Genomic DNA, 23,087 nt, shown 5'->3' with positions numbered 1-23,087 from the left:
GACTTGGGTTTTCAGCTACTTTTCTCGGATGTCTTCAGTCATCATTTCGGTTTCGGCATGCCAGGTCCGTGGTCGAACCGCGATGAAGACCATGGTGCCGTAACTGAGGGCGACAACGCCCATCACGAGGACTCCCGGAACAGTACCGATTGCCGCACTGGCTGGCCACAGGACGTCTGTAAAGGCGGTGGTGCGAATGACCCACGCACCGAGTACGATGGTTAGCAATGGGAGATACACCCGCCGGAGACGGTGAGCGATCGCTTCCTCCATCGAGATTTTGAGTCGTGGTTGTCGGTAGTCCCTACTCAGTTCGGCTCGCCAGTCCGTCTCTTCTAACCCTTGTGAGGGATCGAGGCCGTACGCGAAGACGTTTTTCTGTAACGTCCGATACCGCGACCGCCAGATGTCGTATCCTCGATATCGGCGCGCCTCAATGACCAAGATGGTACCGAGTATCATCGCGCCGACGAGCAACACGTAATGGGGATTCGACTCGCTCGAGAATGCCCACGTCAAAATCGCCGCTATCACGATGATGGCCCAGTTGGTCGTACGATCGAGGCGCTCACGCCAGAAGCGCATCCGGTGGATTTCCCCGCGGTACAGATGAGCCATCGATCCGCTTGGCCCCATCTCCTCGTCAAGAAGGCCTTGCCCGACCTCCCGGTGCTCGGGGTCGGTCGGATCGGTTTCTTTGCTCGAACTTTCGCTCATGGTACTCACCCTACGGGAGCCTTGTATAATCGTCCTACGATTGCACCATACTACCGTAGATTACACTGGATAGCACACGGGGTTAGTCGGTCCCGGCTAGTAGACCGACGAGGGACATACTGGCCGCGGATCTCGTTTCTTCGCCGTAGGTTCGTCGCCTAGACGCTCGGAATGCTCCCGAGTACGTTGCTCGTAAGTATCCCCTCCATCCCGGCTGGGGGCGAACCCCCGTCACTCCTCATTCGGAGATTCGTGGCGCTACTCGGTCAGGCTGCCGGTAGTCGCCCTAGCGGTGCCCAGTGGCTCGTCCTCCGAACTCGTATCCACCGCGTAGCGACATCTTCCAGCAAACTCCGTCGCTTGGATGGTCGGCATACAGCACGTTTTCCTCGGTGTCTCGCTGATTCCAACTGCCCAGTTTGGCGACGGTTGTTCCCGTCCGCGACACGGCGTTCGTGACGGGACCGGTCGTGGGTGCTATCCCATGCATCGCGCTGATCGAACGGACGCGATCGTCGCTGGGAGCGTCCCCACTCAACATTTGGCGTTACAGACAGTATACCCACGATGTACCATGTCGACCGCGATCGAAACTCGACTGTTCGGTGAAGATGCGTCGTTGTCTCTGTCGTGGCCGTGGGCAGCGTACTGGATCGCGTTCCTCCGAGTGCTCGTCGGTACGCTGTTCCTCCACGCCGGGATGGACAAGTTCCTCGCGGACCAACCATTCGACGCTGGGTGGTGGCTAACCGGTCCCGCGAGCGAGGGTATCATCGGGCCCGTGATGGTCTGGTTCGGGCAGAACGCTCCGTGGATCGTGAACGTCATGATCCCCTTGGGCGAGTTGCTCATCGGCCTCGGCCTCATCGTCGGCGCGTTGACGCGCCTCGCGTCGTTCTTCGGGGCGGTCCTGATGTTCTTTTTCTACTTCGGGAACGCCGAGTGGGAACACGGATTCGTCAACGGGGATCTGTTGACGCTGGTTCTGTTCATCACGCTCATCGTGTTCGGGGCAGGACGCGTCTGGGGCTTCGACGCATATCTCGAACGGACCGTGACTGTGCAAGAGAACTCGTGGCTGCGGTACTTCCTCGGATAACCTGGTGACCACACATGGCCATAGACACGACTGATACGGCGGACAAGATCGCGATGATCCTCGGCGGCGGGTTAATCCTCCTCGGGACCACGGTCAGCGGAATCATCGAGTCGTTCTTCACCGAACACGCGTTGGAGCCGAACGGCAGTCTCGGAGACGTCGTCATCCACACCTCAATCAGCCCGACGTTCCGCGCGTACACCATCGCCCTCGGGTTCGTCGTCCTGTTCCTGTACGCGTTGTACCGACTCGCAAACCGACGTCTGACGGAGCCGGCGGGCTAGTAGACCAATTTGACGACGTTGACTACGAATGCTCGACCGAATCTGGCGGAGGCACGCTCGATGCTGACCGAGATGGAAGGGTGGTCTTCAGGGCCCTTGCCACTGGAAGCCACCCTCCCGGTAGACGTCGACCGCGCCCCGCTGGATGTCGTCTCGAATGATGTCGGCGGTCGACTCGTCGACGCGTACGAAGTGACAGAGGGGATGGCCAGGATACACGATCGCACTCTCAAGAACACCGATGACGAGGCCCGTGAACGGAGCACGAACGACCTCCACGTCGTCCTTAAAGTGGTTTGAGATCGTGAACAACGGTTCTCCTTCTTCGACGAGTAGGTGCGGGCCCCACTCCCTTTCGACGAGGCCACCGGTGTCGGCGCGTATCCAGGTCTTCTCGCCGCCACGAGCGACGACGTGAGTCCAACCCGGCCATGAGACCGGTCGGTCCGGCAGCACCTCGTATTCCGCGAGCACGCTCGCGACGCAGTGCAACGCTCGGTCGAGATGCTCCATCTGGAACTGGTGTGCGCGGCCCATCTCCACCGTGACCGTCGGAACGCCGTTCCTGCACGCGACGTTCCGAAGCGTCCCCTCCGAGCCCTCCCCGTCGAGGATCACGCTCATTCCGAACGCGCGAGCGAGCCGTTCGACGGCCGGATCGCGCATGTCGGCCCGGACGTGGTACATCGTCGTCCGGTTCCGGGTTGAGGTGTGGAAGTCGAGGCCGAGGTCGCATTTGACGACGAACTCCTCGTAGATCGTGTTCGCGAGCCGTTTCGCGGTCGTGCCCCGTGCGTTTCCGGGGAACGACCGGTTGAGGTCCTCGTCGGAGATCGGAACATAACGCTGCTGGGCGAGAAAACCAGGCACGTTCAATACGTGGAGGCAGACGAGCGCGCCGTGGACGTCGGCGGGTTCGTACGTGTCAGCTACTTCCTGAATGACCTTGATACCGTTGAGTTCGTCGCCGTGCACTGCGGCGCTCAGAAAGACCGTGGGACCCGCTTTGTCACCATTAATGACTGTAACCGGGATTTCGACGGCGTCACCGTGATACGTCGTCGCAGCGTCGTACCGGAACTGGGACTTCTCACCCGGAGAGACGGTCCTCTCGCCGATTTCGATCAACTGTGACGTCTTCCTGGTCATGGGTTACCTCCGTTGGTCATGGAGTACGGATCCCGATTCCTAGATGTGGAATGGGTTGTACAAACTGTATTTCCATGCATAAGTACCTCCGATCGATCGGGTGTGTTCTTCGCGTATACTCACCCCACGAATCGCGAATCAAGACCATCTGAGCCAGTTCCCGTACTGGTCATACGTTAGACGTACTCCTTAAGGGATTGTTCGACGTAGGTATACACCTATGGCAACCTACAGAAGCGACGACTCACTCGTCCGGGTCGTGTTCCTCGTCCTCGGAATCATCATCCTGCTCCCACTGTTGATGATGGCGTTCGCGATGCCCATGATGGGGATGGGCTGGTGGGGGATGGGGCAGTTCGGCGGCGGCTTCTCGCCGTGGTGGGGCGTCGGCATGATGCTCGTCTGGCTCGCCGTCCTCCTCGCTATCGGCTACCTCATCTATCGCGCCGTCGCCCACGGGCCCGTCACAAATCGGGACCGGGCGCTCGAGGAACTCCGCCACGCTTACGCTCGCGGTGACCTCTCCGACGAGGAGTTCGAACGCCGGCGAGAACGCCTCGAACGCTCGGAGTAGCGGACGCGGACCGAACCATGGTCTCGACTGCCAACGAAACCCGGCGATCGTTTCTTGCTTCGGTTGGAGCCGCCTCTCTGGCGGGACTCGCCGGCTGTACGTCCGTTCGCTTCCCGGGAACTCCGATCGGTGTACAAAGGACCGTCTACATCGGGTCGTTCCACTGGGGATTCGTTTTGCTACGCGAAGACGGGCAGGAGATCGAGCAACTCCGCCTCAACCGGGGAACCACGGTTCGGCTCGTGGCATTCAACGTCAACGCGGCAGCCACCGAACGTCTCCCCCGGTCCATCAGAGATGCGCTACCCGAGCACGAAGCGCTCGAGGAACGAAACGAGGGGGCCATCCCGGAGCCTTCGGGCGGCGATCTCCATGAACTGCTCGAAGTAGCCAATGAACGCAATCCCCATCACGGTTTGGCGGTTATGCCTGCGACACACGGACCGGGAATGATGAGCGGGATGATGCTGCACCCCGTCGGTCTTCCGGCGGACGCCGGGGCTCCCGTCGAAGTGACGCGGTCGGCGACCGTGCGAGGCGAGTTTTCGCTCCTCTGTACGGTCTACTGCGGCTACGGACATCCATATATGAACAAGCCAAGCGCCATTGTCGTCTCGTAGGCCGCTAAGAGTTCTCTGAGAACAGTGTGCCACCACTAATCATTTGCTGAAACCCATTGAATGTGCCTTGTGAGTGGGAAGAGAACGACGGAACGTGCCACGAAGTGAAAATATGCAGCTCACCGAGAACATGGGCCGAAGGCGACGACTCACGTGATTGAACGCCTCCTTGGGGACGAGCTCGCTTCTTCGGGAGAGTATATTGCGGAGATCATCTACGGAGCGAACGACGGTATCGTCACGACATTTGCGGTCGTGGCCGGCGTTGCTGGGGCGGCGCTAGATCCATCGATCGTGCTCATCCTCGGCGTGGCGAACCTTCTTGCCGACGGGTTCTCGATGGGAATGAGTAACTACCTCAGTCGACGGTCGGAACTCGACTATCAGGCCGTGACGAACGCACAGCGGAGCACGACCGAAAAATCACCGGTGAAGACGGCGTTCGTGACGTTTCTCGCCTTCGTCGTCGCCGGGTGGATGCCGCTCATTCCGTACGCCATCCCGATCCGACCCTTCTTCGAAGTCTCGGTCGTCGTCACCGGTTCGGCATTCTTCGTCGTCGGAGCGAGTCGAACGTTCGTCACCCGCCGGTCCTGGTATCGGGCCGGGTTCGAGATGTTCGCCATCGGGATGGTCGCGGCGGCGGTCGCGTACAACGTCGGCGCTCTCCTCGAAGGGTTCGCGTAAGATGAGCCGTCGATACCTCACCGTCACCGGTGCGCTCGTCGTGACGGGCGTAGTGGCCGTCCTCCCGCTCCCCGCACTGTCAGCCACCGGCCAGTATGCGCTCGCGACCATGGCCTTTGCCGCCGTCCTCTGGGTGACTGGAGCCATCCCTCTTCCGGTGACCGCACTCTCCATTCCGCTATTGCTGACCGCCTTTGGGGTCTTTCCGACGATGACCGGTGCGCTCGCTGCCTTCGCCGATCCGGTGATTTTCCTCCTGCTCGGGGGGTTCGTGCTCGCCGAGGCGCTCCGGAAGTACGATATCGACCGGCGGATAGCGTACCGACTGGTCGAATCCCTCGGCACTTCGCCACGCCGGCTCGTCCTTGCAGTGATGGTTGCGACCGCGTCACTCTCGATGCTCATTTCTAACTCTGCGACTACGGCGATGATGGTGCCCGTCGCACTTGGCATTGCTCGACAGGTCCACACCGACACCGTCGGCGACGGGTGTCCGCCGCTGAGGGTATGGGTTCACCGCCGTCGAACCTCGAAGTGTCAATGCTTCTCGGGACCGCCTACGCGGCGAGCATCGGGGGCGTCGGGACGCCCATCGGCACGCCACCGAACGCCATCGTCGTCGCACAGCTCGCCTCGCAACTCGGCTACCGGTTCGGGTTCGCCCAGTGGCTCGTCATCGGACTGCCGTTAGTCGTGGTCGGCTTACCGCTCGCCTGGTATCTACTGACGTTCGACTGTATCCGCCCGAGGTGGAAAGCACGACGGTCGCACGTCACCACGCGACAACGGCACTCACCGAAATGGGAACGCTAACTTCTGGTGGACGTCGCGTCATCGTAATAACCGCCGCCACAGCGGTGCTATGGTTGCTCGGCGGTCTCGGGTTCCTATTCGAGGGTCTCGTCGCTATCCGCTGGCACGCCACCTTGTTCGGTGGGCAAGTGAGCGTCTTCGGCGTCCCGCATCAGGGAGTGTTGTACTTCGTGTTCGTCGGTCTTCTCGCGGTACCAGCGCTGGTCGTCGCGGGCACCATCGATTGGGACGACATCGCCAACATAGACTGGGGCACGCTCGTTCTCTTGGGTGGCGGTATCGCGCTGGCGAACGCCCTCGCGGTAACGGACGCGACGCGCTGGCTAGCCGACGTGACCCTTGGGACCCTCGTGGGAGCGCCGATACCTGCCGACGCGATCGCACGAAGTAGATCGTGAACGACGGGGGCGTACGTCGGGAGCCGGCTAGGAGCGGCGATCGGCCGCGGTTTCGAGCGCGGTATGGAGCGTAGACAGGAACGCTTCTGGCCGTTCCAACTTGGGATCGTCGCAGCGTTCTCGATCACGTGCAGCGGCCATCCGTAGCGTCCGCTCGCGTCCTCGGCGGTTCCGAGCCGTACAGCGCGGTCGTGCCGCCCCCAGATGAGGGTCGTGGGAACGGTGATCCGTTCGAGTTCCTCCGGCGGAATCGTCGGCACACCGACCTCCTTCATCAGGGTCCGCACGGCGGCTTTCACGCCGGGCGTGCGGACCCGGTCGAGGTAACACGCCAAGAACGGTTCCCAGTCCTCACCCATCCGCTCGATCAGCGCTTCCCGATCGCACGTGCACTGGTCGAGGAAGCCGTCGTACGCGCGCTCGGTGGGTCGCACGAAGAAGCGGATCAACCCGTACGCGAACTTCGGGGACGGTCTGAACCGGCCCAATCCGAGGGAGTCCACGAGTACCACCTGGCCGAGCCGGTCACCGTGGTCGGCAGCGAAACGGGCCGCGATGGCTCCACCGAGAAGGTGGCCCACCAGGGCGGGCGGCTCCCGGCACGTTTGCTCGATCAAAGCATCGAGCCACGCGAGTACCCCATCGGCGTCCAAGCGGTCATCCGTCACCTCCGAGTCCCCGTGCCCCGGCAGGTCGGGGGCGATAACGCGATGCGTCGCCACCAGGTCCGGAACCACACGCATCCACCAGAGCGAGGACTCTCCGGGGCCATGTAGCAGGACGATCGGCGGACCGTCACCGCCCTCCAGCACCGCGGTGGAGACGCCAGCGATCTCCGCTCGCCGCTCCGTGACGGGGATCGTGGCCAACAACCGCTCTCGGTCGGTTTGCGCTCGTCGTCGTTTCTGAGTGGTCATGGTTTCCATCGGCTGTCGTGGATCACTTCGTTCCGATGCCGACGTGCACCGGGCTGGTGAGGACGGCGACCCCGGTCTCTTCGGCGCGCTCGCGCACTAGCTCGTCTAGTACCTCGCGGGCGGCGGCACGCTGCTCCTCGGTGGTGTCGGCTACCAGCGTTCCCGGGATGGGATTGCTGTTCATCAGCCAATCCCACAGCTGTCGCCCGGAACCGAACTCGAGTTCCTCGGCGACCGTTTCCACGCGCACGTCCTCCAGTCCCGCTTCCTCCAGCCGCTGGCGGAGCTTCGCGGGGTCCGCCACCTGAAACGGTAGCGGCGTGGGATCACGCGGGAGCCCTTCGAAGTCGGGGATGACGGAGCGCACGGCGCGCGTGAAGAACCCGAGGAACTCCATCTCCTCCGGGTTGCCGTATACGACGACGAGGACGCGACCGCCGGGCTTGGTGACGCGCACCATCTCCCCGAGCGCTCGAGGAAGGTCGGAGAAGAGCATGACCCCGTACTGCGACCCGGAGACGTCGAACGCGTCGTCCTCCAGTTCGAGGGCGTGGCCGTCCATGACCCGCGCCTCGACGTTGGAGAGCCCCTCCTCTTTCGCGTGTGTCGCGAGGTGCTCAACCATGGCGGGGGAGATGTCCGTCGCTACCACCTCCGCGCCGAGACGTGCCGCGGGGAGGCTGAGGGAGCCGGTGCCCGCCGCAACGTCCAAGAACCGCGTTCCCGGTCGAAGATCTGCGACGTTCAGGGCAGCCTCCGAAACGTGCGCGTGCGTGGGGGTAACGAACTCGTCGTACCCCGCCGCGATCTCGTTCCATGCCTCCGGCGTTTGGCGTAGTTCTCGTGTGGTCATTCTCCCTCGGATGTGGCTACGCTCGCCGGAGACGTGTAGATGTCTGGTGAAACGTTTCACCGCGTGAAACCCGCTTTCGGGTCCGTGTCACGAGGTGCGGGAACTGGCCTGCCGGGGTTGCACGGGCGAACTTTTAGATACGACAACGCCGATGGCTGGAGGGTTGGGAACCGAAACATCGGTACTCTCGCCGGGGAAGTTCCTTACGTGGCGGGCTCCGACGAGACGAGAGCGTCTAACGCGTCTGACTCGACCGGGCTCGCCTCTCGGCGGTAGCGCTCGAAGACGGGGACGGCCCACTCCCGGGCCTCCGGGGCGCCCGTATCGATGACCGCGGTCAGCGCACCGGTATCAGCGTCGTGACAGCAGATGCCGACGCGGTCATCGATGATTCCGAACCCGCACCGGTCCCCGTCGGGAGATCGTCGTGGACGAGGACGGTACAGTTCTCGCGAGCGGCGGCTTCCACGACTCGTTCGGGGTCCCAGGTGACGGTCGCCTCCAGGCCGATCGGCGAGTACACGTACTCGAGCTCCATGCCGTCCAGGACGGCCCGACAGACCGTCTCGTTGTTGATCGACTTGAACATGATGCTGTCGAACCCACGCAACCGACCGGTGTCCCCGATGAGCCGAGTGAGTCGTTCGACGGGTTCGTACGGGTACCCCGGTCCGGGATAGGAGACCACCGCATCGGCGAACAGATCGACGGTGAACCCCACCGTTTCGCGCGGAAGCCACCGCCAGACGTCGCGCAATCTTCGTTCCATCTCCATCGCCTCGCGGAGATCCGTGAACCGCTCCGCGACGAACTCGCCCGACCGAGTGAGTTCGTAGGTTCGTCCGTCTCGGACTATCCAGCGTCGGTCTCCGAAGGCGTCGAGGATCCGCCCCACGGTCGGCGAGGACGCACCCGTGGCGGCGCGTCGGTCGTTGCGATCGGAGGGTTGCCGGGCTAACGCGTCGATTACCTCGACGCGGTGGTCCGAGCGTGCGGGAAACTCGATCTCGTCGAGAGGCGCGTTCACTCCCACGGTGCGTGGTAACACGGGATACGTTCGTCGTGCCGTCACCCGATCGTTCATTTCTATGCGACGTAGCGGCGGGACCTCAGCCCCCGATTTTAACGGCATCTGATGGAGGGTACCTCCCGGATCTCGAGAGGAGCCGGGCCGGATTCGAGCTACCCGAACGGGGTGGACCAGCGGGAGAGTCAGTTGCCGAAAGCGGTCGACCCCGGGACGGGTCCCGTCGTTCGTGTCCGTCGGCAGGGTCGTACGGCGAAGCGGCGGAGCGTCGTTACACGGGACGGATCGGACGACGCGGCGGCTCGGGGACCGAGGACCGCCCGACCGGCGGTCGGACGGACCGTCGCCGGGCAGGGAGGAACCCGCCGCGGGTCAGGGGACCGAATTGCGATCGAAGCCGTCGTGGCGGTCGTGAACCGACACGGTCCCGCTCCCTAGCTCCGTAGCCTTCCCCCTCAGCCGCTGGACGAGCTCCTCGCCCGGCCGACCGTACACGTCGATGGCCTCGAGGTCGACGAACTCCCCGATCGGGGGGAACTTCGGCCCCGCGACGTCCATGTGGGTCGCCAGCGACGCCGGATCGGCGTGTGTGTGCACCACCGTCATCCGCGCGCCGTCGTCGCTGAAGTAGACGTCGTACGACAGCATCCCGGGCACGTTCGCCCCGACGAACTCCACCAGTTCGGACATCGCCGCCTCGAGTTCCGCCAGCTTCCCGTCGCGCACGGCGGATCGGTCGACGTACACGATTCGGTCAGCCATCCCGCCGCACCCCGTCGACGTCGGGCCAGGTTTCGCCGTGGATCACGCGTCGTCACCGGGTGAAGTTCGTCGGCCCCACCGATAACTGTGTCCTCGCGGTTCCGCCTCCGATCGCCCACGGCGCCGCGGACTGACTCGGATCCGGCGGATCGACGTCCGACCGCGGGGGGAGGCGGGTTCGGAAGGCGCGACAGGGTCGCCGCCACGACTTCCCGTCGCGACGATCGGGCGCCCGGGGGGTCTCGTTCGGTCTACTCCACCCGGACCGTCCCGACCATCCCGGAGCTCTCGTGTGGGATACAGAAGTACCCGTACGTCCCGGGTTCCTCGAACGCGTGCTCGTACTCGCCGCCGGGAGGGACGAGTCCCTCGGTCACGCCGGCCCTCGCGGCTCGCTCGGAGTCGAAGCCGCCGCTCGCGAAGTACCGGGCGTCGGACGGGACCGCGTCCCCGTAGGCGGTGACCGTGTGACCGACGTCGCTCTCGTTCTCCCAGCGGACGGTCCGGCCGGCCCCGACCGTCGCCGTCCGCGGATCGAACGCGAACGCGTCGGTCATCGTGACGCGGCGGGCGGCCGTCGGCCGGCGGCGCAGACACCCGACGGTCGGCACCGCCGACAGCGCCGCGCCGCCGAGGCGTACGAACGACCGGCGATCGCAGGAGCCGGATGGCATGGCAGGGGTGGCGACGAACGGCCCGGGCTAGAGGACCACGAGGAGGTCGGTCGCGTACATGACGCCGAAGCCGGCGAGGAATGCGAGCAGGTTCGTCGCGCTCGCGACGCGGCCGCCCGCGGCACGGACCATCCTCGCAATCTCCAGGCCGACCTGGAGGATCGCGCCGACGCCGATCGCGAGGAAGAACGCGCCGATCGTCGGCGAGTACGCGAGGCCGCCGATCCACCCCCCGAGGACGACTGGCGCGCCCGCGAGGAGACCGAGCGCCACGAAGTGCCACAGCGCCGGGCGCTCCTCGCGGGCGACCGGGGCGACCACCGCCGGGCCCTCGGTGACGTTGTGGAGCATGAACCCGACGACGAGGAACGCGCCGAGGGACGCCCGCCCGAGCGCGAACGAGCTCCCGATCGCCAGCCCCTCGGCCAGGTTGTGGAGGCCGATCCCGAGCGCGACCAGGTACGCGACCTGGAGCCCGCTTCCCGCCCGCCCGTCACCGTCTCCGACGCGTCCCTCGCGCCAGGCGCTGATCGACTGCACGAGGAGCAGCGCCCCGAGGACGCCGGAGACGACCAGCAGTTCGCCCTCGTAGGCGCCGGGGATCCGTTCGACGAGTTCGAACGCCTCGAACCCGGCGTCGACCGCCAGGAAGCCGAGCACGCCGGCGGCGAACAGGAGGACGGCGTGCAACGCGCGGTCGCTCATCGACCGGATGTACGGGAACCACAGCATTCCGATCGCGACCGGGATCACGCCGACGAACAGCCCGACGACCGCAAGCGTCCACAGGACGTCGGCGTCGAAGCCGGGCGACGGTCGTGGAGCCTCGACGTCGTGGCCGATCGTCGTGCCGTCCGAGAGCACGAGGGCGACCTCGAGGTCCCAGCCGGGGTTCCAGTGGTACGGGACGACCACGCGCGCTCGTTCCCGGGGTTCGAGCGTCCGATCGCCGCCGCTCCCCTCGACCCGGAAGTTCCAGTAGGCGTCGTTGACCAGCACCTGCGAGACGGTGACCGGTTCCGGGCCGTCGTTGGTGACGTGGAGGACGACCGTGTCGTCAGCGGGCAGCGTGGCGTGGCTCACCGTCACCTCCGGGAGCGGCTCGCCGCTCTGGACGCCGGAGAGCGGCGACGCCAGCACGAACGCGCCCAGGACGAGGACGAGCAACACGAGGGGCAACGCCGCCGTGGCCCATCGGGGGAGTCCGTACGGCCTGGCGACCCCCTCCTCGGCCGTCACTCCCCCGTCCGGCTCGGCGTCGCGTGGCTTCCCGGCCATCTAGATCACCTCGAAGAAGCTCATCCAGCCGAGTTCCGCGAACTCCGACTGGTGGGCGTGGAACATGTACAGCCCCGGCCGGTGGTCCGAGTAGTCCAGTTCGACGATCCCCCGCTGGGCCTGCGTCTGCATGATCGTGTCGACGTTCTTGCTCGTCGGCAACAGCGTCGTCCCGTGGTCGTAGTAGTCGAAGAACTGCGAGTGCGTGTGGAACGAGTTGATGAAGTCGAACTCGGTCGTGTTCGCCAGATACACCCGCTGGCGTTCGGTCCCGTCGATCCGGATGGGCCGTTTCGTCTCGCCCGCCCGCCAGCCGCCCTTGCCGTCGGTCTCGCCCACGCCGTACGCGAACGCCCGGGTGTTCACGGCGTACACCTCGTTCTCGCCGTCGAAGTTCGTGTCGAACGAGTTCATCACCATCACCATCTCGTTGACGGCGTCGTTCTCGGCGTGCTCGTGGTTCCGGGTGCGTGCCTCCTCCACGAGCAGGTCGCGGAACTCGTCGGTGATCGGCCCGTGGTAGTTGACGTACTCGCGCGGGTTCTCCGCGACGCGTTCGGGGTCCGGATCGACGACGACCGTGCCGTAGAGGCCGCGGTGGACGTGCTCCTTGAGCGGGAGCGAGTGGCAGTGGTAGAGGTGCGTCCCGGCCGGCCGGGCGATCCACTCGTACGTGAACGACTCGCCCGTGTCGAGCACGCCGGGCCCGTTCTGTGGAACCCCGTCCATCTCCGGGGAGAGGTTCCTCAGGTGCGGGTGGATCGTGTGGGCGTGCCGGCCGAGGTTCTCGAACTCGATCCGGATCAGGTCGCCCTCGACGGCGCGGATCGTCGGGCCCGGGACCTGACCGTTGAACGCCCACGCTTCGAACTCGACGCCGGGCGCGATCGTGATCGTCGTGTCGACCGCGGTGAACTCGAACTCCCGGACGGTCCGCCCGTCCTCCTCGTACACCCGCTGGGGGACCGACTCCTGGCCGTCCTCCCCCGTGTTGAACGTCGTCAGGAACTCGTGGGGGTCGAACCCGGAACCCCGATACTCGTCGACGGTGCCGAAGTCACCGTGATCGTTCCCGTCGCCGTGTCCGGGGGTCGCGCCCGCCCGCGTGCTCCCGATCCCCAGCGCCGCGCTCCCGGCGACGCCGATGCCGCCGAGCACCGTCCGGCGGTCGACGCCCGCGTCGCCGGCGAGCGACCCGACGAGTCGGTCTTCGAGCAGTTCCGTCACCGCGGCCGCCCTGTCGTAGTCTGTCTGCGTCATGTTCGCGCACCCGATCCGCGTTCGGCCCTCACTCGTCCGTTACTTGGCTCACCCAGTACTTGTATTTGATGGGTCTAATTATATATTGAGCCTACGCTAACTCGGTTCGGTCGAACCCGTTCCGGTGGATCCGGTCGAGCGTCGGGCCGGGGTCCGACGAGACGCGGGGGTCCGAGGTTCCGGAGACGCACACGAATCCGAGGCCCCGAAGAGGTGGGGAGCGAACGCCATCCGTACGCGCCGGAGGAAGCCACGAACGGCAGCGCGGTGAACCGGCCTGAAACGTCGCCCTCCACCCCGCCGGGTTCTCTCCTCGGCGGGTGCTCGCGGACCGACCGGCCACGGCGCCGAACGCCGTCGAACCCGATTCGATCGTCGGCCGTGGCCCCGTTAGCCCAGAAACCCCACGTCAGAGCGCTCAGTACTCCCAGAGCCGATCGATCCGCGAGTCGATCTCGGGATGCTCGTCCCGAAGCGCCCCGACGTCGGTCACGCCGCCGACGTTGACCACGTGGAGTTCCCCGCGACGTGCGGAGTAGACGTCCTGAAAGTCGTACACGACGCCGACGACGTCGACGTGGCCCGGGACGTCGTCGCTTTCGAGGAGGAACTCGACCTGCCGGTCGACGTTGTACTCGACGAGCCGGTTCACCGCCTCCGCGCGGGGGAGGTCCGGGGGGAGCGACTCGACGCCCGCCTCGAGGCGCGGTTCCAGCAGGCCGAGGCAGTGCTCGATGCCGGCGGGCTCGGAGACCCCCTCCGTCAGGTCGTCGTACGCCGCCGTGACCGCCCCGCAACCCGTGTGTCCGACGACGACGGCGGCCCCGGTTCCCGTGTGTTCGAGCGGATAGAGGACGTCGCCCGAGACGGCCTCCCCGGCGTCGGTCCGCTGGACGACGCGGTTTCCGACGTTGCAACACGTGAAGATCCGTCCGGGCTCGTCGTTCCCCCAGAGGCTGTCCGCCAGGACGCGGGAGTCCGAACAGCAGACCGTGACGACGTCCGGCCGCTGGGAGTCCTGGACGGCGTCGAACCGGGACCCGAACTCCCTCGCGTGCTCCGCGTTGCTCCGTAACAGCTCGACCAGCGTCCGTTCCATGGCTAGGCAGAACCGCTCCCGCGAATATATCCCTCGGTTTCCCCCTCGAGGGGGAGGAGGCCCGACCCGGGGGCCGTCCACCTCGAATGGGGACGCACGCGACGCGCCGGGTCCGGGACCACCGAAGGGTTTTTCGCTCGATGACGGGTGGTCCGCCGTATGGTTCCCGACTCCTCGACCTCCTCCACGGTCGGCTCCCCCATCACCGACGGTTGCTCCGGCGCCCTGATCAACGGACTCGTCGGCGGCGTCGCCGCCGTCGTCCTCTCGTTCGTGCCGCTGTCGACGCTCCTCGGCGGGGCGATCGCCGGCTACCTCGAAGGCGGACGCCCGGAGGACGGCCTCGCCGTGGGCGCGATCGCCGGACTGGTCGTGCTCGTCCCGTTCGTGGCGATCCTCTCGTTCCTGCTGTTCTTCCTCGGGTTCGCCGGTACCCCCTCGCTGTTCGGCATCGCCGGGCTGTTCGTCGTCGTCGTCAGTGGACTGTACACCGTCGGGTTGAGCGTTCTCGGCGGCTATCTCGGGTGGTACCTCCGGTCTGAGCGGTGAGCACGCGGACGGCCTCGCCGGCGCAGCCGAGCGTGGCGACGGACGGTCCCGCCGACATCTCCATAGGGACGGCGACTGTACTCGACACCGGGATGCCCACGAGACAAGCCGAGACGACCTGGCGAGGCGGAAAGGACGGGAGCGGCGACTTCGGGACCGAGAGCGGGCAGGTGGAGGGAACGTTCCGGTTCCCGACCCGGTTCGAGGACGAGCCCGGGACGAACCCCGAGGAGCTCATCGGGGCGGCCCACTCCGGCTGTTTCTCGATGCAACTGACGGCGCTCCTCGGGGAGGAGGGGTACACCCCCGATAGCCTCCACACCGAGGCGGACGTCCACCTCGAACGCGCCGACGGCGGGGGCTTCGAGATCCCGCGCATCGACCTGACGCTCGAGGCCGAGATCCCGGACGTCGATGAGGACACCTTCGAGGAGATCGCACGGGAAGCCAAGGAGACCTGTCCGGTGTCGAAGGCGCTCGCCGGTCCGGAGATCACGCTCGACGCCACGCTGGCGAGCTAACCCGCGACGCCGGTTTTCGGCGGGGAGTCGAACCCCGAGGAGCCGTGGCCGGTCGCGCGAGAAGGAACGACGGCACACCGGGCGAGCGGGCGGCACCGCCCGCGCGTTCCGGACGACCGGACCCGGGACGGTGCGAACCGACGCCGAAACCGCGCCCGATCAGGCGTCCGCACGACGGAGCCGGTCGACCACCGTCGCCACGAACCAGGCCATCCAGGCCGAGAAGGCCACCAGCGCCGCGGCGTAGTAGGCCACGTCGGTCCCGACCGCGGCGGCGCCGCCGAACGCGACGACGACCACGACGAGCGCGACGGCGTGGTGACTCCACGGGAGGGCGCTCGCGGCCGCACGGACGGACGTCTTCGACACGTCGGCGCGTACGCGACCGGCGGCCAAATAGGTGCGGTCGACCGACCGAGTGCGGCGAACGAACGTAGCGGGCAGCACGGCCGAGCGACGCGACCCGTCGGTTCGACCTCGTCGGCCCGCACTACATTAAATGGCCTTATATGCTATACACTGACTAAGGAACATCCGAAGCAACGTTCAAATACCGTCGATTGCTAGGCCGACTCACCATGACAGAGGACACCATGAAAGACGTGAGCCACACGCCGCCGAACGGCGTGTCCGCGGCCCCCGTGTGGGAACGAGGCGGCGAGAACTCGCCGGACGCCGACGCGGACGCGTCGAGTCGCGCCCCCGCGGACGACTGACCGAACCGAGCGGAAACGCAGGCCGACCGGGATCCGCCTCCTGTAGTTTTCATTCGCGATAGCCGCGGCGACGCCCTTTACCCGGCGACCCGCGAGCACCGCGTATGATCCGCGTCGAGGGGTTGCGGAAGGTGTACGGCGACTTCGCCGCCGTGCAGGGGAGTTCCTTCGCGGTCGAACCGGGGGAGATATTCGGCGTCGTCGGCCCGAACGGGGCCGGGAAGACGACGACGCTCAAGAGCGTCGCGGGGCTACTCGAACCCACCGACGGGACGGTGCGCGTCGCGGGCCGGCCGGCGGACGACCCGGGGACCAGGACCGCGCTGGGGTTCCTCCCGGAGGAGTCGCCGCTGTACGAGGACATGACCGCCCGCTCGTACCTCCGCTTCTTCGCGGACCTGTACGACGTGCCCCGCGACGTCGCCGACGGGCGCATCGAGTCGGCGCTCGACGACCTCGAACTGGACCACCGCGACCGCCGTCTCGGGGACGTCTCGAAGGGGATGAAGCGGAAGGTCGCCATCGCCCGGTCGCTCGTCAACGACCCGGACGTGCTGGTGTACGACGAACCCGCCTCGGGGCTGGACCCGCTGACGACGAACTACGTGCTGGAGTTCGTCCGCGAACTCGCCGGGTCCGGCAAGACGGTGCTGTTCTCCGCGCACAACCTCCACCACGTCGAGTCGATCTGCGACCGGGTCGCCATTTTGAACGAGGGGGTGATCGTCGCCCGCGGCACCGTCGAGAGCATCCGCGCGGAGTACGGAGAGACGACCTACCGGGTGTTCACGACCGTCCCCGTCGAGGGGAGCGGGCCGGACGGCGACCGACACGTCGTCCGAGTCGGGTCGATGGACGCCGTCGAGTCCGTCCGCGAGCGGGCGGCGGCGGCCGGCGGCGAGGTCGCGGACATCCGGACGCTGGAGTCGACGCTGGAGGAGATCTTCCTGGACGTGGCCGGCCGGCCGACGCCCGGGAGCCGTCGGGTGACTCCCGACTCGGAGGCTGCTCGCCCCGTCGAGGCGGAACGACCGGCGTTGGGGGTCGAGGAGTGAGGCTCGATCCGCGCTCCGTCCTCCGGATCGCCCGCTGGGAAGCCGCCCGGACCGCCGGCGTGCTCGACCGCCGAACCGCGGCGCTGGGGCTGGTCGCCCTGCTGCTCGCCGGCGGCGTCGCCGGCGCGGCCGCGGCCGGCGGCGGGGTCGCGCTCGACCGCGACGTCTACCGCGTCGCGGTCCCGGCCGACAGCCCGTACCACGAACCGGTCGCATCGTCGACGCCGCTGGAGGCCGTCGCCCCCGGAACGCCGGACGCCGACGTTCGCGTCGGCGATCCGGACCGCTCGGACGCCGCCGCGACCGTCCGCGTCGGCGACACGCCGCGGTCGGACGCCGCGCTCGCGGCGTTCCGCGACGCCGTCGAGGCGCACAACGACCGGCGGATGGCCGCCGAGGGGAACCGCTCGGCCGCGTTCCCGGTCTCGGTCACGCTCTCGTACGTCGAGCGGGACGCCGAGCGCGTCGACGGCGGGGGCGGTTCCGGCGGAGCCGGGGACGCCGGCGGGGGTAACGGCTCCGCGGGCGGCGGGGGCGGCTCCGCCGGCGGCGCCGGCGGCTCCGACGACGAGGGAGGCGACGCCGGGAGCGGGTTCGCCGTGCCTGACGTCGCCGGCGGCGGCCTCTTGGGCGGGCAGGCGACCGGGTCGCCCGCCGAGGTGTCCCCCCCGTTCCCGTTCGGCTCGCTCGTGCTGGCGTTCGCCTTCCTCGTGCCGATGAACTTCGTCATCCAGGCGTACGGCTCCAGCGTGCTGAACGAGCGGGTCGACCGCCGCGGTGAGCTGCTGCTCGTCGCGCCCGTCACGCGGTTCGACGTCGTCGCGGGCAAGACGCTCCCGTACGTCGCCGCCTCGCTCGCCGTGACGGCCGCCATCGCGCTCGCGGTCGGCGGCGGGCCGCTCTCGGTGGCGGCCGTGTTCCCGATCGCGCTCGCGTTCCTCGCGGCGACGTTCGTCGGCGCGATGTTCGCCCGCTCGTTCAAGGAACTCACCTTCGTCACCGTGACCGTCTCCGTGTTCCTGACGACGTACGCCTTCGTCCCCGCCATCTTCACGAACGTCACGCCGATCGCGCTCATCTCGCCGCTCACGCTCGTCGTCCGCGACCTCCAGCCGGGTGCGGCCGCGACGGGACTGGGCGAGTACCTGTTCTCCGCGGGGCCGTTCTACGTCACCTCGGGGGTCCTGTTCCTGCTCGGGACGGGCGTCTACCGGGAGGAGGACATGTTCACCCAGCGGGCGGTCCCGCTGAAGTTCCTCGACGCGCTCGCGGTCCGGCTCCGACGGCCCCGCGACGTCGGGACGCTCGCCGCGCTCTCGCTCCCGTTCGTCTTCGTGCTCGAACTGCTCGCGGTCGCGGTCCTGTTCGTGCTCCCCGAGGGACTCGCGATCGTCGCGCTGCTTCTGGTCGTCGCGGTGATCGAGGAGGTCGCAAAGAGCGTCGCGATCTACGCCGGGTTCCACCGGTCCCGGTACCCCGCGACGCGGCGGACCGCGCTGAAACTGGGCGCGCTCGCGGGGGTCGGCTTCTTCCTCGCGGAGAAGGCGACCGCGGTGGTCCAGCTCGTCGGGCTCGACGCCGTCCCCGTCGGCGAGGCCGCGTTCACGCCCGGCGGCGTGGGCGTCGTCGGAACCGCGGGACTGCTCGCCGCGCCGCTCGCGCTCCACGTCGTCACCGCCGCCGTGGCCGCGCTCGGCGCGGCCCGGGGTCGGCGGGGCTACGGCGCGGGGCTCGCCGTCGCGATGGCGATCCACTTCGCCTACGACTACGCGGTGGTGAGCGTCCTTGGCTGACCGCCCGAGCCCGGCGCCCGGAAGCCGCGCGGACGGGACGGACGGAGCCGACCGCGACGGCGGGCCGCGGCGCGACCCCCGGATCACCGTCGCCCGCAGGGAACTCGCGTCCCTCCGGAGCGAGAAGACGATCGTGCTCGCGCTGCTCATCCAGCTGTTCGTCGCGGCGTTCTCCTCGTTCCTCGTCGTCGGGCTGGTGTCGCTGTACGACCCCGGCGCCGGGGAGGGGTTCACGGTCGAGACCGCGGTGGCGGGCGACGACGCAGAGGACCTGCTGGCGGCCGTCGGCGAGGTCGACGCGATGGACGGCCGGCTGTACGACTCCCCCGAAACCGCCGCGGACGCCTTCGCCGAGCGCCGGGTCGACGCGGCGCTGCTGGTGACCGAGACGCCGCAGGATCGGTACGAGGTTCGGGTGCTCGTCCCCGAGGGCAACGTCGGGACGACCGTGGTCGTCACGCAGGCGAGGCAGGCGCTCCGGGCGTTCGAGCGGGCCGAGCGCGGCGACCGGGAGGCCCACCTGGAGTCCCGGACGCTGGAGCTCCCGCCCCGGGCGGACGGCTCCCCGTACTTCGGGTTCACGTACACCGTGCTCGTCCCACTGCTGCTGTTCCTCCCGGTCTTCGTCGCCGGCTCGATGACGGTGGACTCGCTCACCGAGGAACTGGACCGGGGGACGCTCGAACTGCTCCGCGTGGCCCCGGTGACGCCGACCGAGATCGTGGAGGGGAAGCTGCTCGCGGCGGCCGGGCTGGCGCCCGTCCAGGCTGGGCTCTGGCTCGGACTGCTGGCGTTCGACGGCACCGCCGTCGCGCCCGCCGGGTCGGCGTTCGAGACGGCGGTCGGCGTCGCGAGCCTGCTCGCGCTCGTCGCCGCCGCGGCAGCCGTCGTCGCCGCGACGGGCGCCGCGCTCGCGCTGGTCGCGCCGGACCGTCGGGCCGCCCAGACCGTCTACTCGCTGGGCGTGCTCGGCCTGTTCGGCGCCGCGGCGCTCTCGCCGGTCGACCCCGCGAACGTCGCCGCGCGGCTGGCGGTCGGGACCGCCGACGCCGCGACGTACCTCGCCGTCGGCGCGCTGGTCGCGCTCGGACTCGCCGCGCTCGCCGGGGCGCGGGTCGTGGTCGAACGCCACTCCTTCGAGTAGGGGTCAGGCCGGTGGCGCCGGGCCGCCGACGCTGGCCGATCACGCCGAAGGCCGCGGACGCGGGCCGGAGCGATCACTCCTCCCCGTCCCCCGGATAGACGACGCACCCGTCGCGGACCGCAGCGAACCGCGTGAGTTCGTGTTCGTCGGCCCGGTCCGGACCGAGGACGTACACGACGTCGTGGCCCCGCGCGACGAGCCAGTCGGCGACGATGCACCGGTGACGGCGCCAGTAGACCGCCTCCGCGCACGTGATCGCCGGCGTGTGGTCGCGGACGTACTCCGACAGTCGATCGAGGGCGCTCCGGAACTCGTCGGTGAGGGCGTAGTCCGCGTAGGCCCGGAAGGAGCGGTTCCGCCAGCCGTCGTTGGGGGAGTCGGTCCGGCCGCCCGAACGGCGACCGCCGAGCGCCTCCGCGTGGACGTACTCGATCCCGTGTTCCGCGAGCGCCCCGGCGAGGGCGTCGGCGTCGAACTGCGGGTTACGCTCGGAACCGGGAACCGCCGGACGTCGACGACGAGGTCGATCCCGTACGCCCGCAACGCCGCGAGGAACTCCTCCGGCGACCGGGAGGAGTGGCCGACGGTGTGAAATCTGGCCATACGGAGGGTAGGACCCCCGTCGAGGTAGCGGTTGGGACGCGCTCGACGTCGCCACCGCGACGCCAACGGGTCGTCACCCGACCTACGGCGCCAGCGTCTCGACGACGGTCTCCTTCTCGCAGACGAGGTTGTACGCGCCCTCGTCGTCGTTCCACAGCACGAGGACGTTCTCGAACGAGAGGACGGCGCCGTACGGCGCGGCCCGGAGGTCGCGGTTCAGCGCCGACTCGCCGGTCAACACAGCGTAGTGTTCGAGCCGCTCGGAGCCGTCGCCGAGCTTGAACAGCGGGTTCGCGTCGGGGCCGGCGAGGTCCCGGGAGAGCTTCACCGCGAGCAGGTTCACCCGGTCGGTGACGTGCGCCTCGGAGTCGGCCATCCGGGCGTGTCGCTCGCGGCTGGCGACGATCGGGACGCGCCGCTCGCCGTCGGTCCGCAGGACGGCGTAGGAGAACTTCACGTCGACGTTGACGAACTCGCCGGGTTCGTCCTCGGGCCCGCGCGGGGCCGCGTCGTCGAGCCGCCGCTGGAACGGCGGGACGGTGAGGTCCGGACGCTCGTCGAACGACCAGCCGCGGTCCGAGGGCGCCTCGCCGGGCCAGAGCCGGAGGTCCGGCGCGTAGACGGTCACGTCCGAATCGGGCGTCGCCACCGCCCGTTCGACCGCGCGCATCCCAGTCGAGGTGTCGAGGTCCGCGGGCGCGAGCAGTACGCAGGAGCCGTCCTCGGCCAGCGCGTCGAGGTAGTCGCGGACGACCGCCTCGGGGTCAGCGAGTTCCGAGAGGACGTTCCCGAACAGGAGCAGGTCGACCTCGCCGACCGACTCCGGGTCGAACGCCTCGGCGGTCGTCCGGTGGACGGCGGACCGGAAGTTCCGTCGGGTCCCGTCGAGCAGGCGCTCGAGCACGTCCGCGTTCGCGCTCGGTTCGACCGCGTGGTAGTCGACCAGCGCGTCGTCCGGCAGGTAGTCGTGGAGGCCGAGCGCCGGACCGCCGGTTCCGGCGCCCACGTCGAGCACGCGGATGGTCCGGGGGAGCAGTTCCCGCTCGGCGAGCGCGTCGAGGACGTAGCCGACGGCCGCGTAGAAGTCCGGCAGGTGATAGATCGCGTAGCCGAGCGCGGCGTCGTCGTCGTAGGTGACGTCGTAGCCGCGGTAGTAGTCCTCCTTCAGCCGGCTGATCGTCTTACGGAGCCGGTCGCCGCTTTCGCCCTCCGACCAGTCCGGACCGTACCGCTCGAACAGGAGGTCCTCGAGGGCGTTCGCGTACCGGTCGGGGAACGACGTCGGCTCCCACCCCGGGGGGTCGACCGGACCCCCGGCCGCGGGGACGAACGCGCCGTCCTCGCGCTCGAACAGGGCGAGGTCGAACGCCTCCTCGCGGAGCGCCCGCCGGACGACCGCCGGGTGGGGTCGGTCGGGGAGGTACTCGTAGATCTCCTCGGGGTCGACCGGCCGGGCGTTCCGGAGGTACTTCGCCGTGTCGCGGAGCGCCTCGCGGTCGACGCTCATCGGTCGCCCCGGGGACCGTCGCCCGACTCGCCGGTCGGGTCCGCCCCCCTCCTTCCGTCGGGTGGTTCGTTCCCGCCACGACCGCCGCGCCGCTCGGCGCCGGCGCGCTCGCGTGCCCGCTCGAACTGGTCCGCGAACTCCCCGCGGTCCGCCTCGGCGAGTTCCCGCGCCGCCTCGGCGACGGCCTCCGCGCCGCCGAACGCCTCGCGGATGTCGGCATAGACGCCCGGGTCTCCCTCGGTGACGGTGCGGGCCAGTTCGGCGAGCGGCTCCGAGACGGGTGTGTGGAACTCCTCGCGGACGTCAGCGGCCGCGAGCGCGTACGCGAGGACCGCCGTGTGTGCGCCGGTCTGGACCGTCGCCATCGCCCCGTCGTGCTCGCCCGCGGTCGTCTCGAACACGTCGTTTCCGGCCCCCCGCAGGGCGTCCCGAACCGCCTCGACCACGGCGCCGACCTCGCCGGGGACGTACGCGACCCGGCCGGGCGCGCGGGGCGGCGCAAAGAGGGGGTGGAAGCTCGCGTACTCCGCCTCGGCGTGCTCGGCCATCGCGGCGAGCGGGTCGGTCATCGCGCCCGAGACGTCGACGAGCGCGCCCGTCGCCGCGTTCGCGGCGTGGGCCTCGACGGCGTCCGGGACCGCCGGGATGGGGACCGCGAGCGCGACGCAGTCGAACGTCTCGTCGGTGTCGAGCGGGACCGTCCGGGCGTCTGGGCTCCCACCGGCCGCGACGGGGTCATCGGAGTCGTCAGCGGCGGGACCGTCGGGAGTCGTATCGTCGTCGCCGGGAGCCGCGACGGCCGCGGTCGCCGCCTCCGCGGCCGCTGGGTCCACGTCGGCGAACGCGACGCCGTCGAGCGCCGGGGCGAGCGTCCGGGCCAGCCAGCGCCCCATCTCGCCGGCGCCGACGACGAACAGCTTCATGTCCCGGAGTTGCCGGACCGCCGCCGAAAGGGTGTCGGTCGGTCGCGCGGGCCGGAGCGCGTCGC

General features: G+C 68.3%; 27 protein-coding genes and 2 pseudogenes. 14 read left to right on the top strand and 15 right to left on the bottom strand.

All coding sequences use genetic code 11. The features are described from left to right. Positions 1 to 15 precede the first annotated feature (15 nt). Positions 16 to 717: a DUF2270 domain-containing protein gene (locus tag HUG12_RS11325; protein WP_179268870.1), complete on the bottom strand. Its 702-nt coding sequence runs from the start codon at positions 715 to 717 to the stop codon at positions 16 to 18. Between the two features lie 574 nt (positions 718 to 1,291). Between HUG12_RS11325 and HUG12_RS11320 the strand changes: the two genes are divergently transcribed. Continuing rightward, on the top strand, positions 1,292 to 1,816 hold the full coding sequence (locus HUG12_RS11320; protein ID WP_179268869.1) for a DoxX family membrane protein: 525 nt from the start codon (positions 1,292 to 1,294) through the stop codon (positions 1,814 to 1,816). A gap of 14 nt (positions 1,817 to 1,830) precedes the next feature. Next, on the top strand, positions 1,831 to 2,100 hold the full coding sequence (locus tag HUG12_RS11315; protein ID WP_179268868.1) for a hypothetical protein: 270 nt from the start codon (positions 1,831 to 1,833) through the stop codon (positions 2,098 to 2,100). Positions 2,101 to 2,187: 87 nt separating this feature from the next. On the opposite strand, the gene HUG12_RS11310 is transcribed toward HUG12_RS11315, so the two are convergent. Next, positions 2,188 to 3,249 (bottom strand): succinylglutamate desuccinylase/aspartoacylase family protein, encoded by a 1,062-nt coding sequence (locus HUG12_RS11310; protein WP_179268867.1) that lies wholly within the window; start codon positions 3,247 to 3,249, stop codon positions 2,188 to 2,190. A gap of 220 nt (positions 3,250 to 3,469) precedes the next feature. Here HUG12_RS11310 and HUG12_RS11305 point away from each other — a divergent pair, with 220 nt between their 5' ends. The 6 genes and pseudogenes from HUG12_RS11305 (at position 3,470) to HUG12_RS22050 (ending at position 6,341) form a co-directional block, all read left to right on the top strand. Continuing rightward, complete coding sequence (locus HUG12_RS11305; RefSeq protein ID WP_179268866.1) at positions 3,470 to 3,823, top strand: SHOCT domain-containing protein; 354 nt, start codon at positions 3,470 to 3,472, stop codon at positions 3,821 to 3,823. 17 nt (positions 3,824 to 3,840) lie between these two features. Continuing rightward, positions 3,841 to 4,443 carry a cupredoxin domain-containing protein gene (locus HUG12_RS11300; protein WP_179268865.1) on the top strand — a complete coding sequence of 201 codons (603 nt, stop codon included), beginning with the start codon at positions 3,841 to 3,843 and terminating at the stop codon, positions 4,441 to 4,443. Positions 4,444 to 4,596: 153 nt separating this feature from the next. Further along, a complete protein-coding gene (locus HUG12_RS11295; RefSeq protein WP_179268864.1) occupies positions 4,597 to 5,130 on the top strand; it encodes a VIT1/CCC1 transporter family protein in 534 nt (177 codons plus the stop codon). A 1-nt stretch (position 5,131) separates the two neighbouring features. After that, a pseudogene (locus HUG12_RS22060) lies at positions 5,132 to 5,542 on the top strand (SLC13 family permease); the annotation flags it as partial. A 95-nt stretch (positions 5,543 to 5,637) separates the two neighbouring features. Further along, the gene (locus HUG12_RS22055; RefSeq protein WP_345776960.1) at positions 5,638 to 5,943 is read left to right on the top strand and encodes an SLC13 family permease; all 306 of its coding nucleotides are present in this window, start codon (positions 5,638 to 5,640) and stop codon (positions 5,941 to 5,943) included. Further along, a complete protein-coding gene (locus tag HUG12_RS22050; RefSeq protein WP_345776959.1) occupies positions 5,880 to 6,341 on the top strand; it encodes an anion permease in 462 nt (153 codons plus the stop codon). Before HUG12_RS22055 ends, HUG12_RS22050 begins: the two co-directional genes overlap by 64 nt. A 173-nt stretch (positions 6,342 to 6,514) precedes the next feature. Here HUG12_RS22050 and HUG12_RS22045 read toward each other — a convergent pair. From HUG12_RS22045 to HUG12_RS11250, 9 genes and pseudogenes are all read right to left on the bottom strand, one after another. Then, positions 6,515 to 7,084, bottom strand: a pseudogene (locus HUG12_RS22045) (alpha/beta fold hydrolase); the annotation flags it as partial. Between the two features lie 196 nt (positions 7,085 to 7,280). Next, positions 7,281 to 8,111, bottom strand: coding sequence for a class I SAM-dependent methyltransferase (locus HUG12_RS11280; protein WP_179268863.1), 831 nt, complete (start codon positions 8,109 to 8,111; stop codon positions 7,281 to 7,283). A 203-nt stretch (positions 8,112 to 8,314) separates the two neighbouring features. Beyond that, the gene (locus tag HUG12_RS22195) at positions 8,315 to 8,482 is read right to left on the bottom strand and encodes a hypothetical protein (RefSeq protein ID WP_449405263.1); all 168 of its coding nucleotides are present in this window, start codon (positions 8,480 to 8,482) and stop codon (positions 8,315 to 8,317) included. After that, the gene (locus HUG12_RS11275; protein WP_246308037.1) at positions 8,449 to 9,144 is read right to left on the bottom strand and encodes a helix-turn-helix transcriptional regulator; all 696 of its coding nucleotides are present in this window, start codon (positions 9,142 to 9,144) and stop codon (positions 8,449 to 8,451) included. Before HUG12_RS11275 ends, HUG12_RS22195 begins: the two co-directional genes overlap by 34 nt. 366 nt (positions 9,145 to 9,510) lie before the next feature. Continuing rightward, positions 9,511 to 9,900: a putative quinol monooxygenase gene (locus HUG12_RS11270; RefSeq protein WP_179268862.1), complete on the bottom strand. Its 390-nt coding sequence runs from the start codon at positions 9,898 to 9,900 to the stop codon at positions 9,511 to 9,513. A 251-nt stretch (positions 9,901 to 10,151) separates the two neighbouring features. Continuing rightward, positions 10,152 to 10,574 (bottom strand): plastocyanin/azurin family copper-binding protein, encoded by a 423-nt coding sequence (locus HUG12_RS11265; RefSeq protein ID WP_179268861.1) that lies wholly within the window; start codon positions 10,572 to 10,574, stop codon positions 10,152 to 10,154. A gap of 27 nt (positions 10,575 to 10,601) precedes the next feature. Next, the gene (locus HUG12_RS11260; RefSeq protein ID WP_179268860.1) at positions 10,602 to 11,852 is read right to left on the bottom strand and encodes a ZIP family metal transporter; all 1,251 of its coding nucleotides are present in this window, start codon (positions 11,850 to 11,852) and stop codon (positions 10,602 to 10,604) included. Next, on the bottom strand, positions 11,853 to 13,112 hold the full coding sequence (locus tag HUG12_RS11255; RefSeq protein ID WP_179268859.1) for a multicopper oxidase domain-containing protein: 1,260 nt from the start codon (positions 13,110 to 13,112) through the stop codon (positions 11,853 to 11,855). 418 nt (positions 13,113 to 13,530) lie between these two features. Then, positions 13,531 to 14,211, bottom strand: a complete 681-nt coding sequence (locus HUG12_RS11250) for a carbonic anhydrase (protein ID WP_179268858.1) — start codon at positions 14,209 to 14,211, stop codon at positions 13,531 to 13,533. Positions 14,212 to 14,370: 159 nt separating this feature from the next. On the opposite strand from HUG12_RS11250, the gene HUG12_RS11245 reads away from it, so the two are divergent. Beyond that, complete coding sequence (locus tag HUG12_RS11245) at positions 14,371 to 14,760, top strand: DUF5518 domain-containing protein (protein ID WP_179268857.1); 390 nt, start codon at positions 14,371 to 14,373, stop codon at positions 14,758 to 14,760. 92 nt (positions 14,761 to 14,852) lie between these two features. Then, positions 14,853 to 15,281, top strand: a complete 429-nt coding sequence (locus tag HUG12_RS11240; RefSeq protein ID WP_179270629.1) for an OsmC family protein — start codon at positions 14,853 to 14,855, stop codon at positions 15,279 to 15,281. A gap of 159 nt (positions 15,282 to 15,440) precedes the next feature. On the opposite strand, the gene HUG12_RS11235 is transcribed toward HUG12_RS11240, so the two are convergent. Next, positions 15,441 to 15,650: a hypothetical protein gene (locus tag HUG12_RS11235; protein ID WP_179268856.1), complete on the bottom strand. Its 210-nt coding sequence runs from the start codon at positions 15,648 to 15,650 to the stop codon at positions 15,441 to 15,443. Between the two features lie 209 nt (positions 15,651 to 15,859). On the opposite strand from HUG12_RS11235, the gene HUG12_RS11230 reads away from it, so the two are divergent. The 4 genes from HUG12_RS11230 (at position 15,860) to HUG12_RS11215 (ending at position 19,989) form a co-directional block, all read left to right on the top strand. Beyond that, positions 15,860 to 15,997 carry a hypothetical protein gene (locus HUG12_RS11230; RefSeq protein WP_179268855.1) on the top strand — a complete coding sequence of 46 codons (138 nt, stop codon included), beginning with the start codon at positions 15,860 to 15,862 and terminating at the stop codon, positions 15,995 to 15,997. Positions 15,998 to 16,101: 104 nt separating this feature from the next. After that, positions 16,102 to 17,052 carry an ABC transporter ATP-binding protein gene (locus tag HUG12_RS11225; RefSeq protein WP_179268854.1) on the top strand — a complete coding sequence of 317 codons (951 nt, stop codon included), beginning with the start codon at positions 16,102 to 16,104 and terminating at the stop codon, positions 17,050 to 17,052. Beyond that, the gene (locus HUG12_RS11220; protein WP_179268853.1) at positions 17,049 to 18,845 is read left to right on the top strand and encodes an ABC transporter permease; all 1,797 of its coding nucleotides are present in this window, start codon (positions 17,049 to 17,051) and stop codon (positions 18,843 to 18,845) included. The genes HUG12_RS11225 and HUG12_RS11220 overlap by 4 nt, the downstream gene beginning before the upstream one ends. Positions 18,846 to 18,927: 82 nt before the next feature. After that, positions 18,928 to 19,989: an ABC transporter permease gene (locus HUG12_RS11215; protein ID WP_246308199.1), complete on the top strand. Its 1,062-nt coding sequence runs from the start codon at positions 18,928 to 18,930 to the stop codon at positions 19,987 to 19,989. 73 nt (positions 19,990 to 20,062) lie between these two features. Here HUG12_RS11215 and HUG12_RS11210 read toward each other — a convergent pair whose 3' ends face one another. The 3 genes from HUG12_RS11210 to HUG12_RS11200 are packed head-to-tail and all read right to left on the bottom strand — an operon-like array spanning position 20,063 to position 23,022. Continuing rightward, positions 20,063 to 20,647, bottom strand: coding sequence for a DUF488 domain-containing protein (locus HUG12_RS11210; RefSeq protein ID WP_218836305.1), 585 nt, complete (start codon positions 20,645 to 20,647; stop codon positions 20,063 to 20,065). 27 nt (positions 20,648 to 20,674) lie between these two features. Further along, entirely contained in the window at positions 20,675 to 22,099 is a 1,425-nt protein-coding gene (locus tag HUG12_RS11205) for a small ribosomal subunit Rsm22 family protein (RefSeq protein ID WP_179268851.1), read from the bottom strand. Next, the gene (locus HUG12_RS11200) at positions 22,096 to 23,022 is read right to left on the bottom strand and encodes a prephenate dehydrogenase/arogenate dehydrogenase family protein (protein ID WP_179268850.1); all 927 of its coding nucleotides are present in this window, start codon (positions 23,020 to 23,022) and stop codon (positions 22,096 to 22,098) included. The genes HUG12_RS11205 and HUG12_RS11200 overlap by 4 nt, the downstream gene beginning before the upstream one ends. Positions 23,023 to 23,087: the final 65 nt, after the last annotated feature.

It is taken from the genome of Halorarum salinum (assembly GCF_013402875.1).
Lineage (GTDB): Archaea > Halobacteriota > Halobacteria > Halobacteriales > Haloferacaceae > Halorarum > Halorarum salinum.
This window is presented reverse-complemented; position numbering and strand designations above follow the sequence as displayed.

What these genes read in the sequence shown, in the direction of transcription:
- HUG12_RS11325 (WP_179268870.1), bottom strand. Translation starts at nt 717, where the DNA reads ATGAGCGAAAGTTCGAGCAAAGAAACCGATCCGACCGACCCCGAGCAC.
- HUG12_RS11320 (WP_179268869.1), top strand. Translation starts at nt 1,292, where the DNA reads ATGTCGACCGCGATCGAAACTCGACTGTTCGGTGAAGATGCGTCGTTG.
- HUG12_RS11315 (WP_179268868.1), top strand. Translation starts at nt 1,831, where the DNA reads ATGGCCATAGACACGACTGATACGGCGGACAAGATCGCGATGATCCTC.
- HUG12_RS11310 (WP_179268867.1), bottom strand. Translation starts at nt 3,249, where the DNA reads ATGACCAGGAAGACGTCACAGTTGATCGAAATCGGCGAGAGGACCGTC.
- HUG12_RS11305 (WP_179268866.1), top strand. Translation starts at nt 3,470, where the DNA reads ATGGCAACCTACAGAAGCGACGACTCACTCGTCCGGGTCGTGTTCCTC.
- HUG12_RS11300 (WP_179268865.1), top strand. Translation starts at nt 3,841, where the DNA reads ATGGTCTCGACTGCCAACGAAACCCGGCGATCGTTTCTTGCTTCGGTT.
- HUG12_RS22055 (WP_345776960.1), top strand. Translation starts at nt 5,638, where the DNA reads ATGGGTTCACCGCCGTCGAACCTCGAAGTGTCAATGCTTCTCGGGACC.
- HUG12_RS11280 (WP_179268863.1), bottom strand. Translation starts at nt 8,111, where the DNA reads ATGACCACACGAGAACTACGCCAAACGCCGGAGGCATGGAACGAGATC.
- HUG12_RS11270 (WP_179268862.1), bottom strand. Translation starts at nt 9,900, where the DNA reads ATGGCTGACCGAATCGTGTACGTCGACCGATCCGCCGTGCGCGACGGG.
- HUG12_RS11265 (WP_179268861.1), bottom strand. Translation starts at nt 10,574, where the DNA reads ATGCCATCCGGCTCCTGCGATCGCCGGTCGTTCGTACGCCTCGGCGGC.
- HUG12_RS11260 (WP_179268860.1), bottom strand. Translation starts at nt 11,852, where the DNA reads ATGGCCGGGAAGCCACGCGACGCCGAGCCGGACGGGGGAGTGACGGCC.
- HUG12_RS11255 (WP_179268859.1), bottom strand. Translation starts at nt 13,112, where the DNA reads ATGACGCAGACAGACTACGACAGGGCGGCCGCGGTGACGGAACTGCTC.
- HUG12_RS11250 (WP_179268858.1), bottom strand. Translation starts at nt 14,211, where the DNA reads ATGGAACGGACGCTGGTCGAGCTGTTACGGAGCAACGCGGAGCACGCG.
- HUG12_RS11245 (WP_179268857.1), top strand. Translation starts at nt 14,371, where the DNA reads ATGGTTCCCGACTCCTCGACCTCCTCCACGGTCGGCTCCCCCATCACC.
- HUG12_RS11240 (WP_179270629.1), top strand. Translation starts at nt 14,853, where the DNA reads ATGCCCACGAGACAAGCCGAGACGACCTGGCGAGGCGGAAAGGACGGG.
- HUG12_RS11230 (WP_179268855.1), top strand. Translation starts at nt 15,860, where the DNA reads ATGACAGAGGACACCATGAAAGACGTGAGCCACACGCCGCCGAACGGC.
- HUG12_RS11225 (WP_179268854.1), top strand. Translation starts at nt 16,102, where the DNA reads ATGATCCGCGTCGAGGGGTTGCGGAAGGTGTACGGCGACTTCGCCGCC.
- HUG12_RS11205 (WP_179268851.1), bottom strand. Translation starts at nt 22,099, where the DNA reads ATGAGCGTCGACCGCGAGGCGCTCCGCGACACGGCGAAGTACCTCCGG.
- HUG12_RS11200 (WP_179268850.1), bottom strand. Translation starts at nt 23,022, where the DNA reads ATGAAGCTGTTCGTCGTCGGCGCCGGCGAGATGGGGCGCTGGCTGGCC.